Below are 17,303 nucleotides of genomic sequence, written 5' to 3' on the forward strand. Positions count from 1 at the left end.
ATTAATCAATGATTGCGAAAATTAATCAATTTCTTCGTAATCTACATATTCACCCACATTTTTATTTGAAGTTTTAGATTGCGGCATCTTATCAATCACTGTTTCGCCCTCCTTTTTAGGTGACTCTGGCCTTTTGTTTTGATTGAATTGTTGTCCAAATTGTTTTTCAGCTTTTTTGGCTACATAGCGCATAAGTGCTGGAGCAAAAATTCTAGATAGAATTTTTATTCCGTAATACACTAACATAATAATCAATATAGTCTTCAGTAGGCCTGTAAATGATGCCGTTTGTAGCATAATTCAAATTTTTAGCAAAAATACAATTCCTAATGGTTAATTATGAGCATATATACTTAAAAAAAATATAAAATATATATATTTGATTCCAAACTGTGACATATGAAATCTATTAAAACCTATTTATTTGTATTTGTTTCACTAACAACCCTTTACTCTTATTCTCAATATACCGAAGTTATCAATTCAAACAGACCTGGAGTTTCCAGTAGTGCCTTTTCAGTAGGAACAAACGTTATTCAGTTGGAGGTTGGTCCGTATTTGTTAAATGAAAAGCATGTCCCTTTGAATAGAGATGATAAAAGTATCGGTGCTGATTTTGAAGCTCGCTATGGATTATTGTGGCCACAATTAGAACTTAATGTTAGAGGAACTTTCCAATCAACCAAAAGAGAATATACAGGTGCCATTTCTAGTGAAGAAACCTTTAGTAATTTTAAGACATTAACTATTGGAGCTAAATATTTGGTATATGACCCTTACAAAAATGCAGAAGAAGAAAAACCAAACTTATATAGTTGGAAAGCCAATCATAGTTTTAAATGGAAGTACTTAATACCTGCGGTAGCTGTTTATGCTGGTGCTAATTTTGACACAAAGGACAATCCATTTACGGCAGCCGGTGTTGAAGGCTTTAGCCCTAAAATTATGATTGCTACGCAGAATAATTTCTCTGGTGGTTGGGTGTTTGTAATGAACTTTATAAAAGATAGAATTGGTACCGATCAATCAGATTTCACTTATATTTTAACACTAACTAAATCTATCACAGATCAATGGGTTGTTTTTGGTGAAACACAAGGCATTAGTAGTGATTTTTATGCCGATAATCTCATCCGTTTTGGTGGTGCTTACCTGTGGAGCAGAAATTTCCAATTGGATACAGCATTAACATTTAACACCAAAGATACTCCATCAGTATTTGGAGTGACACTTGGTGCTTCATACCGATTGGATTTCCATAAAGATAAAGAAGAAAATGATGGTACATCGGCTGAAGATGAACTAGAGCGTCGTGTAAATAAAGAAGCTCCTAAAAAGGATAGAAAAGAACGAAAAAAGAACAAAAGAAAGAGCAATGATTTTGATGATGGTATTAATTTGTAGTGGAAAAGATTTATGATAGAAATTAAAGAAGTTAACAATAAAAAGGACTTAAAAGCCTTTGTCACTTTTCCGTTTAGTTTATACAAAGACTCCAAATATTGGGTACCTCCTATTATATCAGATGAAATGGCCACTTTGAGTGCTGGTAAAAACCCAGCTATTGAAAATGCCGATGTTCATTTATTTTTAGCCTATAAAGAGAATCGAATTGTGGGACGTGTGGCTGCTATAATCAATTGGATTGAAGTAAAAGAACAACAAATACCTAAAATGCGTTTTGGCTGGTTTGATACCATTGACGATCTCGAGGTATCAAAAATATTGCTAGATAGAGTAGCCGAAATTGGCAAGGCAAACAATTTAGAATATATTGAAGGTCCTGTGGGCTTCTCCAATCTAGATAAAAATGGAGCTTTAACTGAAGGCTTTGACCACATTGGAACTATGGCAACGTGGTATAATCACCCTTATTACATTGAACATTTTAAGAAATTAGGGCTGAAAGAGGAAAAACAATACCTAGAAAGCAAATTTTATTTTGATAATGCACCCGTTGAGCGCTTTAAGCGTGTTAATGAATTAATTGTAAAACGCTATAAATTAAGAGCAGGAAGCTACACTAAATCCAAAGAAATAATACCGCATCTTGATGACATGTTTGCGTTGTTTAATAGATCGTATTCTAAACTATCTACTTTTGTACCTATTTCTGGTAAACAGCAGGAATATTTAAAAAAGAAGTTTATAAATTTTATCAATCCTGAATACATTAAGTTCGTTTTTGACGAACACGATAATATGATCGCTTTTGCCATAGTACTCCCTTCATTTTCAAAAGCTTTACAAGAAGTAAAAGGAAAGCTTTTTCCGTTTGGATTTTTAAAACTATTAAAAGCGAAAAAACACAGCAAAACGGCCTTGTTCTATTTAATTGGTGTGGATCCACAATATCACAATAAAGGCGTAACGGCTATAATTTTTGAAGAATTCCATAAATCATTATCCAAAAGCGGCATTCAAACCTGTATAAGATTGCCCGAGTTGGCGGATAACCTAGCCTCTCAACAAATTTGGAAAGACTTTAATGCTGAAGTTATTAAGCGTCGGGCGACATTTAAGAAAATGCTATAAAAAAACCCATTCGTTTATGAATGGGTTTTATTTATATGAAATTTAGACTTTGTTAAGATTGCCCCATAGCTGCAGCTACAGAAGCCGATAACCTTTTATAAGTACCGTTTTTGAGTCTGTCTCTAATAGCATCAAAAGCATCTAACGTTTCTCTTACATCCTCTAATGTATGTGTAGCCGTTGGTATCATTCTCAACAATATCATACCTTTAGGAATTACAGGATAAACCACTATTGAGCAGAAAATACCATAATTCTCACGTAAATCCTTAACCAAAGCCATAGCTTCAGGAATACTTCCTTCTAGATATACTGGTGTTACACAACTTTGGGTTGTACCAATGTCAAATCCACGTTCTTTTAAACCTGATTGCAAGGCATCAACAATGGTCCATAGGTTCTTTTTAAGCTCTGGCATGGTGCGCAACATGTCTAAACGTTTTAATGCACCAACTACCAATTGCATTTGCAGTGATTTTGCAAACATTTGTGAACGTAAATTATACTTTAAATAATCAATAATTTCTTGATCAGCAGCAATAAAGGCTCCTGTGCTAGCCATAGACTTGGCAAACGTTGCAAAATAAACATCTATTCCGTCTTGAACACCTTGCTCCTCACCTGCTCCAGCACCTGTTTCTCCTAAAACTCCAAAACCATGAGCATCATCAACAAAGAAACGGAAGTTATATTTTTCTTTAAGAGCAACTATTTCTTTTAATCGTCCTTGTTCCCCGCGCATACCAAACACACCTTCGGAAATAACTAAAATACCACCACCTGTTTGTTCGGCCATTTTAGTGGCACGCTCTAGGTTTTTCTCTAAACTTTCTACATCATTGTGTTTGTATGTAAATCGTTTACCCATATGAAGGCGAACACCATCAATAATACAAGCATGCGCATCAACATCATAAACTATAATATCATCTTTTGATACTAAAGCATCAATAGTTGACACCATACCTTGATAACCAAAATTCAATAGATAGGCAGCTTCTTTTTTAACAAAAGCAGCCAATTCGTTTTGCAATTGCTCATGTAAATCAGTATGACCAGACATCATTCTTGCTCCCATTGGGTAAGCCGAACCATATTTAGCACCTGCTTCAGCATCTACTTTTCTAACTTCAGGGTGATTTGCCAATCCTAAATAATCATTTATACTCCAAGTAATTACTTCTTTTCCTTGAAATTTCATCCGATTGGATATTTCACCTTCTAATTTTGGGAAAACAAAATAACCTTCAGCTTGTGAAGCCCACTTTCCCAAAGGCCCTTTGTCTCTGTATATTTTATCAAATAAGTCTTTCATAAAGCTATTAATCTCGTTAGATGTTGCAAAATTAAATATTTATATAGTGACAACATAATTATTTATCATACTATTATTAACAAAAAAGATAGCTAACTTTTTAATAAAAGTCAGCTATCACAAATATTTTAAATGATTTATTTTATAAATTCTATACTTTCTAATGCTTCTTCATTGATACTATCAAAGAAACCTTGTTCATTCATCCATTTATCACTGTAAATTTTACTCATATATCGTGAGCCATGATCTGGAAATATAACCACAACTAGGTCATCTTTACCAAATTCTCCCTCTTCATTAAGTTGCTTTATAGCTTGCATAGCAGCTCCTGATGTGTACCCAACAAAAAGGCCTTCAGTTTTAGCGATTTGTCTTGCAGTATGAGCGCTTTCTTCATCAGTCACCTTTACAAACTCATCAATCACATCAAACTCAGTAGCAGTAGGAATCAAATTTTTACCAAGACCTTCAATACGGTAAGGATAAATTTCTTTTTCGTCAAACTCTCTAGTTTCATGATATTTTTTTATTACAGAACCAAAAGCATCAACTCCAATAACTTTTATATCAGGATTTTGCTCCTTGAGGTATTTAGCAGTACCAGAAATGGTTCCTCCAGTACCACTACAAGCAACTAGGTGTGTGATTTTTCCATCAGTTTGCTCCCATATTTCAGGACCTGTAGAAGTATAATGTGCATCAATATTCAATTGATTGAAATATTGGTTGATATAAACAGAACCTTTTATTTCTTCATGTAGGCGTTTAGCAACCTCATAATAAGATCTAGGATCATCTGCACTTACATGTGCTGGACAAACATAAACCTTTGCTCCCATGGTTTTTAGCATATCAATCTTGTCTAAAGATGATTTTGAACTTACTGCCAAAATACAATTATAGCCCTTGATAATACTGACCATTGCAATACTGAATCCTGTATTACCAGATGTGGTTTCTATAATAGTATCACCTGGTTTAATAATACCTTGTTTTTCAGCTTGCTCAATTATGTATAATGCTATTCTATCTTTAGAAGAATGACCAGGATTAAATGCTTCTACTTTAGCGAGATAATTCCCTTTAAACGGTTTTGTAATTGTATTTAACTTAATCAGTGGTGTATTCCCTACTAAATCCAATACGTTGTCAAAAACTTGCTTTTTTTGTCCCATAAATGCTTTTTAGTAAGCTGTAAAGTACTCATTGTAAAACACAGCCCAAAACCTCGCAAAAATACAATTTTTTTTTTTACTAATGGGAAATTCCTTCTAAATCTAATAAAAAGGCATACTCTAGAGCTACTTCCTTTAGGCTTTCAAAACGTCCTGAAGCACCACCATGACCCGTATCCATATCAACATGCAGTAGAAGTAAGTTGTTGTTAGTTTTTTTATCTCTCAATTTTGCCACCCACTTTGCAGGCTCCCAATACTGAACTTGGGAATCATGAATGCCAGTAGTCACCAATAAGTTAGGATAGTCTTGGGATTTTACATTGTCATATGGAGAATAAGATAACATATAATCATAATATGTCTTGTCATTGGGATTTCCCCACTCATCATATTCACCAGTAGTTAATGGAATAGAATCGTCGAGCATGGTAGTTACAACATCAACAAAAGGAACGGCTGCTATAACGCCTTTGTAGAGTTTAGGTTCTAAATTAATAACAGTTCCCATAAGTAAACCACCAGCTGATCCGCCGTAAGCAAATAACTTATTGTTTGACGTATAATTCTTGTCGATTAAAAACTTTGAGCAATCAATAAAATCAAAAAATGTATTTTTTTTATTTAATAATTTCCCACTTTCATACCATGATCTTCCAAGGTATTCACCGCCTCTAATGTGAGCAATGGCATAAACAAAACCTCTATTTAATAAACTTAATCTAATGGTTGAAAAATAAGGGTCTATTGTTGAGCCATAAGAACCGTATGCATATAGAAGCAATGGGCTTGAACCATCCTTTTTAATACCTTTTTTATAAACTAGTGAAACCGGGACTTTTACACCATCACGAACCGTAACCCAAACACGTTCAGATGTATAATCATTTTTATCAAACGTGCCTAAAACCTCTTGTTCTTTTTGAATAGTTAGTTCTTTAGTTTTAAAATTATAATCGATTACAGAACTAGGCGTGGTAAGTGAATTAAATGTATAACGCAATATATCACTATCAAATTCAGGATTGTTTCCTACATAAGCCGTATAGGTTTCACTATCAAATGGTAAATAATAGTCTTCATTACCATCCCAACTTATGATTCTTAATTTGTTTAAACCATTTTCTCTTTCATTGAGTACAAAATAATCCTTAAAAATTTCAATATCTTCAATAAGAACATGTTCACGATAAGGCAACACATCCTTCCAATGCTCAATTTCAGTAACGTTCTCACTTGTTTTTTGTAATTTAAAATTACTACAATTATCACGATTGGTAATAATATAAAAAGCATCATTATAATGTGAAATAGCATATTCTAAACCCCTTATGCGTTCTTGAAATACTTTAAAATCGGCATATGGTTTATCCGCATTTAAAAATCTATATTCAGACGTTAAGGTGCTTGAAGAACCAATAACTATATATTTTCGAGACTTTGTTTTATAAACATAGGTGTTGAAAGTCTCATCAGTTTCATGAAACACTACCACATCAGTATTAGGGTTAGTATCTAACTTATGCCTATAAATTTTATGAGCCCGAAGTGTCACAGCATCCTTACGAGAGTAAAATAAGGTTTCATTATCATTCGCCCAAGTGCTCCCTCCGGTTGTGTTTTTTATTTTATTGGCGTAAATCTCACCTGTTTCCAAGTTTTTTATTTGAATAGTATATTGACGCCTACTTATTTTATCAACTGAAAAAGCAGCCAACTTATTATTAGGGCTTATGGATATACCTCCCAACTTAAAATAAGCATGTCCTTTTGCCATTTGATTGCAATCGAACATAACTTCTTCTTGAGAATCTAAACTTCCTTTTTTTCGTGAGTAAATGGGATAATCTTTTCCTTTTTCATATCTGGTAATATACCAGTAACCATTGTAAAAATAAGGTACTGATGAATCATCTTCTTTGATTCGCGCTTTCATTTCCTCAAAAAGAGCTTCCTGAAGTGGTTTCGTATGCTGTAATACAGATTCAGTATAAGCATTTTCAGCTTCTAAATAAGATAAGACTTCTGGATTTTCTCTTTCATTGAGCCAGAAATAATCATCAATACGCACATCACCATGTTTCTCAAGTCTATGCGGTTTTTTTTTGGCAACAGGTAGTTTTAGTGATTTTTTCAAAAAAAGAAATTTACAAGGTGTCAAAAATATAAAAATTAAATAGCTTTGTACTGAATAAAAACAATATAATTATGTTTGGAGATTTAATGGGAATGATGGGTAAATTGAAAGAAACCCAGAAGAAAGTTGAAGAAACTAAAGAGCGTCTAAATTCTGTTTTAATTGATGAATCTAGTAGCGATAACAAACTACAAGTTACCATTACCGCGAATAGAACCATTAAGAATATTTCAATAAATGAAGAACTTCTTCAAGACAAAGAACAACTAGAAGACTATTTAATCCTCACAATTAACAAAGCCATTGAAAGAGCAACCGAAGTAAATGAAACTGAAATTGCAGCAGTAGCCAAAGACGGCATGCCAAATATTCCAGGAATGGATATGTTTAAGTAGTGGTTTCCTCATAAATTAGTTAATATTTGAATTGATTCCGTTAAAGAATTATTAATAGATTTAGTAGAATGTAGATTGAAAATTAACCTTAAATTTAATAAACTATGTTCGAATTATTTCAAAGTGAAAACAATCAAAAATTTTATTTCAATTTAAAAGCTAAAAACGGTCAAGTAATCTTATCTAGTCAAGGCTATACAGATAAATCTAGTGCCAAAAATGGTATTGAATCGATTAAATCTAATTGTGGTGACGACAGCAAATTTGAACGCAAAACTGCTTCAAATGGTAAATTTCATTTTAATTTGAAGGCTGGAAATGGTCAAATTATAGGAAGTAGTCAAATGTATGCTGGTGAATCTGGGATGGAGAATGGTATTCAATCCGTTAAAACTAATGCACCAAGTGCAGAACTTGTTGATAAAACGGCTTAATTAATAATTACTAATAATAAAGGAAAGCATCAGGAAATCTGATGCTTTTTTTACGTCAAAGCTTAAAATTTTTAAGAATGCTAATGAATTTATCATGCATAACATCTGTATAATCCATATGCGTAACTAACCGCAGCTTACCACTTCCCATACCAATTAATTTGATGTCTTTTTGTGATAATTTTAAAATGAATAGTGATTCGTCAACATCGGCTTGTAACTCAAATATAATGATGTTAGTCTCAATAGGCTCAACTGTTTTAATAAAGGTAAGTTTGCTTAAGACTTCTCCTATTTCTTTAGCGCGTTTATGATCCTCGGTTAAACGATTCAAATTATTATCTAATGCGTATAACCCAGCAGCTGCCAAATAACCAACTTGACGCATATTTCCTCCAAAAACTTTTCTAATTCGGACCGCATCTTTCATGATAGCGGTATTTCCTATCAATACAGAGCCAATTGGGCAGCCTAACCCTTTACTCAAACACACTGAAATACTATCAAACAATTCACCATACTGCTTGGGAGTTTCATTTTTCTCCACAAGCGCATTCCAAAGTCGTGCACCATCCAAATGATAACCTAATTCGTGAGCGTTACAAACGGTTTTAATTTTTTTTAGCTCTTCGAAATCCCAAAGTGAACCTCCTCCTCTATTCGCTGTGTTTTCAACTTCTACCAAAGTGGTTTTTGCATAATAAAAGGCATCAGGATTAATAGCTGCTTCAACTTGGTTAGCAGTAAACATACCTCGATTGCCATCAATTAACTTGCAGGATATACCACTATTAAACGAAGCACCTCCAGCTTCATAATTATAAATATGAGCAAACTTATCACATATAACTTGCTCACCTGGGTTTGTGTGTAATTTCAAAGCTGTTTGATTAGCCATACTACCGCTAGGAAAAAACAAAGCTTTCGATTTTCCAAACATATCAGCTAATCGTTCTTCCAACAATTTAACTGTTGGATCTTCATCAAACACATCGTCACCAACTTGGGCAGATAGCATAGCGTCCAACATGCCTTTAGAAGGTTTCGTGACTGTATCACTTCGTAAATCTATAATCATGACAATATTTTAGTTTATAAAACTATAAAATTAAATGATGTTATATTTTAAGAGACTAATAATAATTTTATTTTTGTTGAAAATTAATTCTATGATTACTTCAGATCACATTAAAGATCTTAATACACGCCTAGTCAAGCTACGGCACTATCTTTGACATAGATGCCAAATTGATAGAAATTCAAAACGAAGAAGAACAAACCTTTGATCCTAATTTTTGGAATGACTCTAAAGCTGCAGAAGCTGTCATGCAATCCTTACGAAGCAAAAAGAAATGGGTTGAAGATTACAATGAAGCGAAAATTTTAGTTGAAGATTTAGAAGTTATTTACGAATTCTTTAAAGAAGGTGAATCTACTGCTGAAGATGTTGAAAATCGTTATGAAAAAGCTGAAACACTAATTGAAGATTTAGAATTCAAAAACATGCTTTCAGAAGAAGGTGACAGTTTAAGTGCTGTTCTACAAATTACAGCTGGTGCTGGAGGTACTGAAAGTTGCGATTGGGCAAGCATGCTCATGCGTATGTATTTGATGTATGCTGAAAAAAGTGGTTTTAAAGTTAAAGAACTTAACCTCCAAGATGGTGATGTTGCTGGAATTAAAACCGTTACTTTAGAAATTGAAGGTGAGTTTGCATTCGGTTGGCTCAAAGGTGAAAATGGTGTACATCGCTTGGTTCGTATTTCACCTTTTGATAGTAATGCAAAGCGTCATACCAGTTTTGCTTCTGTATATGTATATCCTTTGGTTGATGACTCTATTGAGATTGAAATAAATCCAGCTGATATTGAAATTACCACAGCACGTTCTAGTGGTGCTGGTGGTCAGAATGTTAATAAAGTAGAAACCAAAGTACAATTATTACACAAGCCATCAGGTATTCAAATTCAATGTTCAGAAACACGTTCACAACACGATAATAGAGCACGTGCCTTACAAATGTTAAAATCACAGCTGTATGAGATTGAACTTCAAAAACAGATGTCACAACGTGATGATATTGAGGCAGAAAAAATGAAGATTGAATGGGGAAGTCAAATTAGAAACTATGTCATGCATCCCTATAAATTAGTTAAAGATGTTCGTTCAGGTCATGAAACAGGAAATGTTGATGCCGTCATGGATGGCAACATCCAACCTTTTTTAAAAGCATATCTTATGATGATGGGACAAAAAGAATCCGAATCAGAAAGCTTATAATTAAAAAACATGATTACAATTTATCACAACAGCCGCTGTAGGAAATCACGCGAAGGATTAGAAATATTAGAAAATTCTGGTAAACCATTTGAAATACGAAAATACCTTGAAGATGTTCCAACTGTAAATGAATTAGAAGAATTAATTGATAAACTAGATATTCAACCTATTGAACTCGTTAGAAAGAACGAAACTATCTGGAAAGACAATTTCAAAGGTAAAGAGTTATCAGACACACAAATTATTGAGGCCATGGTTGAAAACCCAAAGCTCATTGAACGACCAATAGTCATTAATGGTAACAAAGCCATTATTGGCAGACCTCCTGAAATGATTATAGAAATTATCTAAATTGCCAAGCTTCAACCTCTTATGATTGAAGCTTTTTTATTTAACATAGTTTTAACCAAAGCCCCTTAAACCATAGATTATTTTTGCTGTCTTAAAATGAAAAATAACATTTAAGATGCACAAATTTTTATTAGCCCTACTATTAGTTGGAACAACATTTTTATCATTTTCTCAAAATTCAAAAGAAATAACAATTACGGGTAACGTTTTTGACAAAACAACCAATCAGCCATTAGAATATGCAACAGTAGCTTTTGTAAATAAGGCTGAAAATCGTATTGAAACTGGTGGTATAACTGATATGGATGGTGCCTTTAGTATTCCAATCCCTTCTGGAACTTATGATATTACGGTTGAATTTATTGGTTTTGAAAAATTGACCATTCCAAATCAAGAATTATCAGCTGATAGAAATTTAGGTAAAATTGGTTTAGCTGAAGGTGCTGAAGCTCTAGAGGAAGTAGAAATTATTGCCGAAACAACAACCGTTGAAATAAAACTAGATAAAAAAATATACAATGTTGGTAAAGATTTAACTGTAAGAGGTGGAACCGTTAGTGACGTATTGGATAATGTCCCGTCAGTGGCTGTAGATGTTGAAGGGAATGTGTCGTTAAGAGGTAATGATAACGTTCGTATTTTAATAAATGGAAAACCCTCTGGATTAGTAGGTTTAAATTCTACAGATGCTTTACGCCAATTACCAGCTGAATCCATAGAACGTGTTGAAGTGATTACCTCACCTTCTGCTAGATACGATGCCGAAGGCACAGCAGGTATTTTAAATATTATTTTAAGAAGAAGTAAATTACAAGGTTTTAATGGTGCTGTAACTGCAAGTGCAGGTTATCCTAAAGCAGCAGGTATTTCAGGAAATGTTAATTATAGGACAGGTGATGTAAATATTTTCAATACCACTAGTTATAATTATCGCGAAGTACCGGGAAATTCATCGTCTTACACGCAATATTTTAACAACGATTTTGATGAAAATGGTAATGAAATAGCTGATGACCCAGATACTTACGCTAACGAAACTAATGATTATGATCGCGTTAGAAAAGGGTTAAGTACAAACTTTGGTGTAGAGTGGTATGTTACAGATTCAGCTTCGTTAACTGGTGCTATTTCATATCGTGATGGCAATAATGAAAGCAATACAACTAATGTCTTAACCCAATATGATTCAAACGGTAACTTCGAATCTGAAAGTAACCGATTTGATCCAGAATTGGAAGAAGATAAGGTTATTCAATACTCATTAAATTTCCAGAAGAATTTTGATGATGGTGGTCATACGCTCACCATGGATTTTCAGTATGAGGATAATTCTGAAGATGAGTTTTCTGAAGTTCTGCTTGAAGGTGTTAACACAGAAAGAGTTTCTACTCTAGATGACCAACAACGCATATTATTACAAGCAGATTATGTATTACCCATAGGAGAAAAAAGTCAGTTTGAAGCTGGATATCGTGGTAACTTTAATGATCAAGATACAGATTATAAAGTTTGGTTTTTAGATCAGAACAGTAATGAATTTGAATTGAGTACTGGCCTATCAAATTTTTTAAATTATAGAGAATACATTAATGCGGCATACACACAATTTGGAAGTAAAATAGGAGATAAATTTTCTTACTTGTTAGGATTGCGTCTTGAGGAAACAAGAATTACTATAGATCAACCTACAAGCGGAGATTTCAATCAAAATAACTATTTAGGGTTATTCCCAACTGTAAATTTAAGCTATGAAATTAGTGAAAATGAAAATATTACTTTGGGTTACAGTAGGAGAATTCGGAGACCACGTTCTTGGTTTATTAACCCATTTCCATCACGCTCAAGTGTAACCAGCATTTTTAGAGGAAACCCAGAATTAGCGCCTAGCTATTCAGGTTTGTTCGACGTTGGGTATTACAAGAAATTTGGCAAGGTGTCTTTAAATACTTCTGCTTATTACCAACGAGCAACTGATGCCTTTAGTTTTGTAAGTTATGATACCGGTCAAACTGTTATTGTAGGAGGTCAGGAGCTTCCAATTATTGAACGTTCGCCAATTAATCTTGCAGAGGAAGACCGTTTTGGATTTGAATTTACATTAACATACAACCAATCTCGTAAATGGAACGTAAACGCTAATTTTAACATATTCCAACAATCTACAACAGGTACAACACCAAATGGTTTATCATTAGATAATGACAATACCAGTTGGTTTGCAAGAATAAACAATAAATTAACGCTTCCTTGGAGTATAGAATGGCAAACAAGTTTGAATTACAGAGGCCCATCTGCCGATGCTCAAAATAAAAGAGAGGGTGTTTTCTCATCCAACATGGCTTTTAGCAAAGATTTCTTAAATGATAACGCGTCAATAGCTCTTAACATAAGTGACCTATTAAACAGTAGAAAGCGAATTTCAGAAACTAATACACCAACCTTCAGGAGTGATTCAGAATTTCAATGGCGTGAACGTAGCTTAATGCTATCATTAACTTACAGATTTAATCAGCAAAAACAAAGACAGGATAGAAATCGTGGCGAAAATGGTGGAGGCGATTTTGATTTTGAAGGATAATTAAAAATTAAGGACATAAAAAAAGGAAGCCATAAAGCTTCCTTTTTTTATATTTAAAACTAACAAAATTAGTTAGTATGTTTTGCTTTTCTTTCTTCGCGCATTTCTTTCATACGCTCAATTAATGCTCCACCAATCCAATAAGGGATTACAAATGTGATTAAAAATATCATTAACCAAAATCCAATGGTTAAAATGGTTAAAAACGCTAAAAATCCTAAATATTGGTCAAAATCAAACATAAGTTGGTTGCATTTACTATTAATTATGGCAAAGATATAATAAACAGTTTTGTTTTACAACAGTGAATTCTTTTTTATTAACAAGATATTAAAAATTTATTCTACTAAATTTTGTAGATAGGTTCTTTGTGCTTGTATATCATATAACTTATGTTTTATCAATCGTCTTTCTATTTTCTTTTTAGCAAAATAACTAGACCATTCTACAATAGGTATGAAATCTCGATGCCCTATGCCATCTACAATAATCATTTTCATACTTTCATCCTTAAATATCTTACAACATATATTTTTTGAGCGCAAGTCATTAGCTATAATTCTATGTTTTACCATCAAATTTATTAAATCATCAAATGCCTTACGCAAAATATCATCGGTTATTTTTGGATTTGGATTTAAAATATAATATTTCATGGTACGTGAAATTTGACTCGTTGTTTCGTCAGTAATTAAATCAAACACATATCCAATCCCAAGATTTGTATCTACTTGACCATGATATTTTGTGAAAAACATATAGTCGAACTTGTTATAGTTCCTTTTACTTATTTTTTTAAAATGTTTTAATTCGTTTAACAATCGAGATTTACTTAATTCTAGTTTACTGATTTTAATACATAATTTTTTGTTTTCTGGGTGACGATAACAAGCTTGATAAGTCCCATCCTGTATGAAATGTGTGTCTTTAATTTCTATCATTTAAACCTGTAATTATACTTCATTAAACGTAGATTGGTATTAATGATTTAGTGCAATGAGTTTTTTTAAATATAAGTAAAAAATTTAAAGTTAGAATAATTAAACAATTACTCTCAAAATCATAACTTTGTATTTCATTAAAATTATACAATTGATTATGACTTTTAGAATAGAAAAAGATACTATGGGCGAAGTTAAAGTCCCATCAAATAAGCTTTGGGGAGCACAAACTGAGCGTTCAAGAAATAATTTTAAAATTGGTGCACCAGCATCAATGCCATTAGAGATAGTATATGGTTTTGCATATCTAAAAAAAGCTGCAGCCTATACTAATTGTGACCTTGGTGTTCTTTCAGAAGATAAACGTGATTTAATTGCTCAAGTATGCGAGGAAATTTTAGAAGGAAAGCACGATGACCAGTTTCCTCTAGTAATTTGGCAAACTGGTTCTGGTACGCAAAGCAATATGAATGTTAATGAAGTTATTGCAAATAGAGCTCATCAATTAGCAGGAAAAGTTATTGGTGAAGGTGAAAAAACCATACAACCAAATGATGATGTTAATAAATCACAATCATCTAATGATACGTTTCCTACTGGTATGCACATTGCAGCTTATAAAAAGATAGTTGAGACTACTATTCCAGGAATTATTCAATTGCGCAATACGTTACATAATAAATCAATTGAATTTAAAGAGGTTGTAAAAATTGGAAGAACGCATTTAATGGATGCGACGCCATTAACGTTGGGTCAAGAATTTTCAGGTTATGTATCCCAATTAGATCATGGTTTGAAAGCACTTGAAAATACCTTACCACACCTATCGGAATTAGCATTAGGCGGAACTGCTGTTGGAACAGGATTAAATACACCAGAAGGTTATGCTGAATTAGTAGCTGAATTTATTGCTGAATTTACAGGTTTACCATTTATAACTGCTAAAAATAAATTTGAAGCTCTAGCGGCTCATGACGCTCTTGTTGAAACTCATGGTGCTCTTAAACAATTAGCCGTTTCATTAAACAAAATAGCCAATGATATTCGTATGATGGCTTCTGGACCACGCTCTGGTATTGGTGAAATCATTATTCCGGCAAATGAACCTGGAAGTTCTATAATGCCTGGTAAAGTAAATCCAACTCAATGTGAAGCATTAACCATGGTTTGTGCACAAGTAATGGGTAATGATGTAGCCGTAACTGTTGGAGGAACTCAAGGTCACTACGAGTTAAATGTTTTTAAACCTATGATGGCAGCAAACCTATTGCAGTCTGCTCAACTATTGGGCGATGCCTGTGTAAGTTTTGACGAGCATTGCGCATCTGGTATTGAACCAAATCACGACGTAATTAAACAACTTTTAAATAATTCATTAATGTTAGTAACAGCATTAAACACGAAAATTGGTTATTACAAAGCTGCAGAAATTGCCAACACAGCACATAAAAATGGCACTACTTTAAAAGAAGAAGCTATTAATCTAGGTTATGTTACGGCCGAAGAATATGATGAATGGGTAAGACCAGAAAATATGGTTGGCAGTCTAAAATAACGACGAAACGCACAAAAATATCGATATAATACGTTTTTTCATTTAAAAAGTATATATTTGATAATCAAACTTTAAGATTATGAAAAAAACATTACTCGCTTTATTTACAATTATTTCGTTTAGCCATATAGGCATCTCGCAAACAACATTTGTAACACCAATTCAAAATATTGATCCCAATACAGGGGAAGAACCTTACGAATTAGCGTCAGGTGATTTAGACAATGATGGTGATATTGACCTAGTTATGGCTACCTATTGGTTTACTGGTTTTGGTACACCAACTCAAGATTACATTAAATGGTACGAAAATGATGGTTCTGGAAATTTTTCTATTCCCACATCATCTGTGGTTTCTTCAACAATTCGTTATGTTGATGGACTGACAGTAGCAAACATTGACAAACAATTTGGTCTAGATATTGTTGCCACTTCGGCAGATCAAAGCAAATTGGTTTATTACTTAAGTGATGGTTCGGGGGGTTTTGGTTCTGAAGTTGTTGTAAGTAGCTCCATAACTGGTGCAGGTCAAGTTTTTGCAGCTGACATTAATAATGATGGTCATATAGATTTAGCAACAGTTGCTTATGATGATAACAAAGCTGTATGGTTTGCTGGTGATGGAACTGGTGGTTTTGGAACGGAACAAATTATTGAAAATGGAAATACCGATGGCCCTTTTACAATTGAATTGGATGATTTTGATGGAGATACCGATATGGATGTTGTTATTGGGTTTTATAATACTGGTACTATTGAAATATACTATAATCAATATATAGAAAGTGGTACTAGTACAGTTTCCTGGATTAAAGATGCCGTAACTGTTGATTCTGGTAATGTATATTTTTTAGCCACAAAATTTGCTGACGTCAATAATGATGGTACCATGGATGTTGTAAAAGTAGATAATAGTACTGGTGATGTAGAATGGTTTAATAAAATAAAGAATGGCGCCTCTACTGCTAATACTATTTCTAATTCTAGTATAATTGACAGACCGGGTGCTATTGCCATTGCTGACATTGATGGAGATACTTTTAATGATGTTATTTTAACGGATTCAGGAGTTGCAGATGATGCCATTATATGGTTTAAAGGTGCTAATAATGCAAGTCCAAGTGCTACACCAACATTAATTGAAGATCACAACTACCAAAATTTTGCGATAACTGTCGATGATTATGATGGCGATGGTGATTTAGATATTGCCTTCCTAGGAAACCAAAATGATACGTTAGGGTGGTATGAAAATGAATTGATCACTTTAGGAATAGAAGATAATGCTTTATCAAAAATTAGTGTATTCCCAAATCCAGCTAATGATGTACTAAACTTCAAAACTCCAAATTCAGAAAATATAAGTTTAAAAATTTATGATGTACTTGGAAAAGAAATAATTTCAGAATCAATCAATGGAACTAATGCGCAATTGAATGTTTCTGAATTAGCTAATGGTATTTATACCATAAGAATTGACAATAGTAATGAATCTATAAAGTTTATCAAACAGTAATTCTTATTTAAAACTTAATGAAACGTCTTCAAGTTCTTTTGTAGGCGTTTTTTTATTCCCAAAAAAATAAGCAACTTTGAAAAAATTA

At 33.2% G+C, this 17,303-nt stretch carries 16 protein-coding genes; 9 read left to right on the forward strand and 7 right to left on the reverse strand.

Translation table 11 applies throughout. The features are described from left to right. Positions 1–21: 21 nt before the first annotated feature. Positions 22–297 carry a DUF4834 family protein gene (locus C1S72_RS01325; protein WP_104733879.1) on the reverse strand — a complete coding sequence of 92 codons (276 nt, stop codon included), beginning with the start codon at positions 295–297 and terminating at the stop codon, positions 22–24. A gap of 102 nt (positions 298–399) precedes the next feature. Here C1S72_RS01325 and C1S72_RS01330 point away from each other — a divergent pair, with 102 nt between their 5' ends. Further along, entirely contained in the window at positions 400–1,404 is a 1,005-nt protein-coding gene (locus C1S72_RS01330; RefSeq protein WP_104733880.1) for a transporter, read from the forward strand. Between the two features lie 12 nt (positions 1,405–1,416). Next, positions 1,417–2,535: a GTP cyclohydrolase gene (locus C1S72_RS01335; RefSeq protein ID WP_104733881.1), complete on the forward strand. Its 1,119-nt coding sequence runs from the start codon at positions 1,417–1,419 to the stop codon at positions 2,533–2,535. 52 nt (positions 2,536–2,587) lie between these two features. Here C1S72_RS01335 and C1S72_RS01340 read toward each other — a convergent pair whose 3' ends face one another. The 3 genes from C1S72_RS01340 to C1S72_RS01350 all read right to left on the reverse strand — a co-directional run bounded on the left by C1S72_RS01340 (position 2,588) and on the right by C1S72_RS01350 (position 7,165). Then, positions 2,588–3,850 carry an aminotransferase class I/II-fold pyridoxal phosphate-dependent enzyme gene (locus C1S72_RS01340; protein WP_104733882.1) on the reverse strand — a complete coding sequence of 421 codons (1,263 nt, stop codon included), beginning with the start codon at positions 3,848–3,850 and terminating at the stop codon, positions 2,588–2,590. 137 nt (positions 3,851–3,987) lie between these two features. Next, positions 3,988–5,028, reverse strand: a complete 1,041-nt coding sequence (locus C1S72_RS01345) for a PLP-dependent cysteine synthase family protein (protein ID WP_104733883.1) — start codon at positions 5,026–5,028, stop codon at positions 3,988–3,990. Positions 5,029–5,107: 79 nt separating this feature from the next. Then, complete coding sequence (locus C1S72_RS01350; protein ID WP_104733884.1) at positions 5,108–7,165, reverse strand: S9 family peptidase; 2,058 nt, start codon at positions 7,163–7,165, stop codon at positions 5,108–5,110. Between the two features lie 71 nt (positions 7,166–7,236). On the opposite strand from C1S72_RS01350, the gene C1S72_RS01355 reads away from it, so the two are divergent. Beyond that, the gene (locus tag C1S72_RS01355; RefSeq protein WP_104733885.1) at positions 7,237–7,560 is read left to right on the forward strand and encodes a YbaB/EbfC family nucleoid-associated protein; all 324 of its coding nucleotides are present in this window, start codon (positions 7,237–7,239) and stop codon (positions 7,558–7,560) included. 104 nt (positions 7,561–7,664) lie between these two features. Further along, positions 7,665–7,994, forward strand: coding sequence for a YegP family protein (locus C1S72_RS01360; RefSeq protein WP_104733886.1), 330 nt, complete (start codon positions 7,665–7,667; stop codon positions 7,992–7,994). A 55-nt stretch (positions 7,995–8,049) separates the two neighbouring features. Here C1S72_RS01360 and C1S72_RS01365 read toward each other — a convergent pair whose 3' ends face one another. Further along, positions 8,050–9,072 (reverse strand): threonine aldolase family protein, encoded by a 1,023-nt coding sequence (locus tag C1S72_RS01365; protein WP_104733887.1) that lies wholly within the window; start codon positions 9,070–9,072, stop codon positions 8,050–8,052. Between the two features lie 91 nt (positions 9,073–9,163). Here C1S72_RS01365 and prfB point away from each other — a divergent pair. The 3 genes from prfB to C1S72_RS01380 all read left to right on the forward strand — a co-directional run bounded on the left by prfB (position 9,164) and on the right by C1S72_RS01380 (position 13,203). Continuing rightward, positions 9,164–10,274 (forward strand): peptide chain release factor 2 gene (gene prfB / locus C1S72_RS01370; RefSeq protein ID WP_121495514.1). Its coding sequence is split into 2 segments (ribosomal slippage): positions 9,164–9,226 and positions 9,228–10,274, totalling 1,110 coding nucleotides; the frame shifts between segments, so codons are not numbered across the junction. A gap of 9 nt (positions 10,275–10,283) precedes the next feature. Continuing rightward, positions 10,284–10,625, forward strand: a complete 342-nt coding sequence (gene arsC / locus C1S72_RS01375) for an arsenate reductase (glutaredoxin) (RefSeq protein WP_104733889.1) — start codon at positions 10,284–10,286, stop codon at positions 10,623–10,625. 115 nt (positions 10,626–10,740) lie between these two features. Continuing rightward, entirely contained in the window at positions 10,741–13,203 is a 2,463-nt protein-coding gene (locus C1S72_RS01380) for a TonB-dependent receptor domain-containing protein (RefSeq protein ID WP_104733890.1), read from the forward strand. Between the two features lie 68 nt (positions 13,204–13,271). Here the strand turns inward: C1S72_RS01380 and C1S72_RS14375 are convergent, their stop codons facing one another. Next, complete coding sequence (locus C1S72_RS14375; RefSeq protein WP_162919898.1) at positions 13,272–13,445, reverse strand: hypothetical protein; 174 nt, start codon at positions 13,443–13,445, stop codon at positions 13,272–13,274. Between the two features lie 96 nt (positions 13,446–13,541). Beyond that, positions 13,542–14,144 (reverse strand): YrbL family protein, encoded by a 603-nt coding sequence (locus C1S72_RS01385; RefSeq protein WP_104733891.1) that lies wholly within the window; start codon positions 14,142–14,144, stop codon positions 13,542–13,544. Positions 14,145–14,301: 157 nt separating this feature from the next. On the opposite strand from C1S72_RS01385, the gene fumC reads away from it, so the two are divergent. Further along, positions 14,302–15,699, forward strand: coding sequence for a class II fumarate hydratase (fumC, locus tag C1S72_RS01390; protein WP_104733892.1), 1,398 nt, complete (start codon positions 14,302–14,304; stop codon positions 15,697–15,699). Positions 15,700–15,778: 79 nt separating this feature from the next. Next, complete coding sequence (locus C1S72_RS01395; RefSeq protein ID WP_104733893.1) at positions 15,779–17,215, forward strand: T9SS type A sorting domain-containing protein; 1,437 nt, start codon at positions 15,779–15,781, stop codon at positions 17,213–17,215. The last annotated feature ends 88 nt before the right edge of the window (positions 17,216–17,303 follow it).

It is taken from the genome of Hanstruepera ponticola (assembly GCF_002940745.1).
In the GTDB taxonomy this organism is placed as follows: Bacteria; Bacteroidota; Bacteroidia; order Flavobacteriales; family Flavobacteriaceae; genus Hanstruepera; species Hanstruepera ponticola.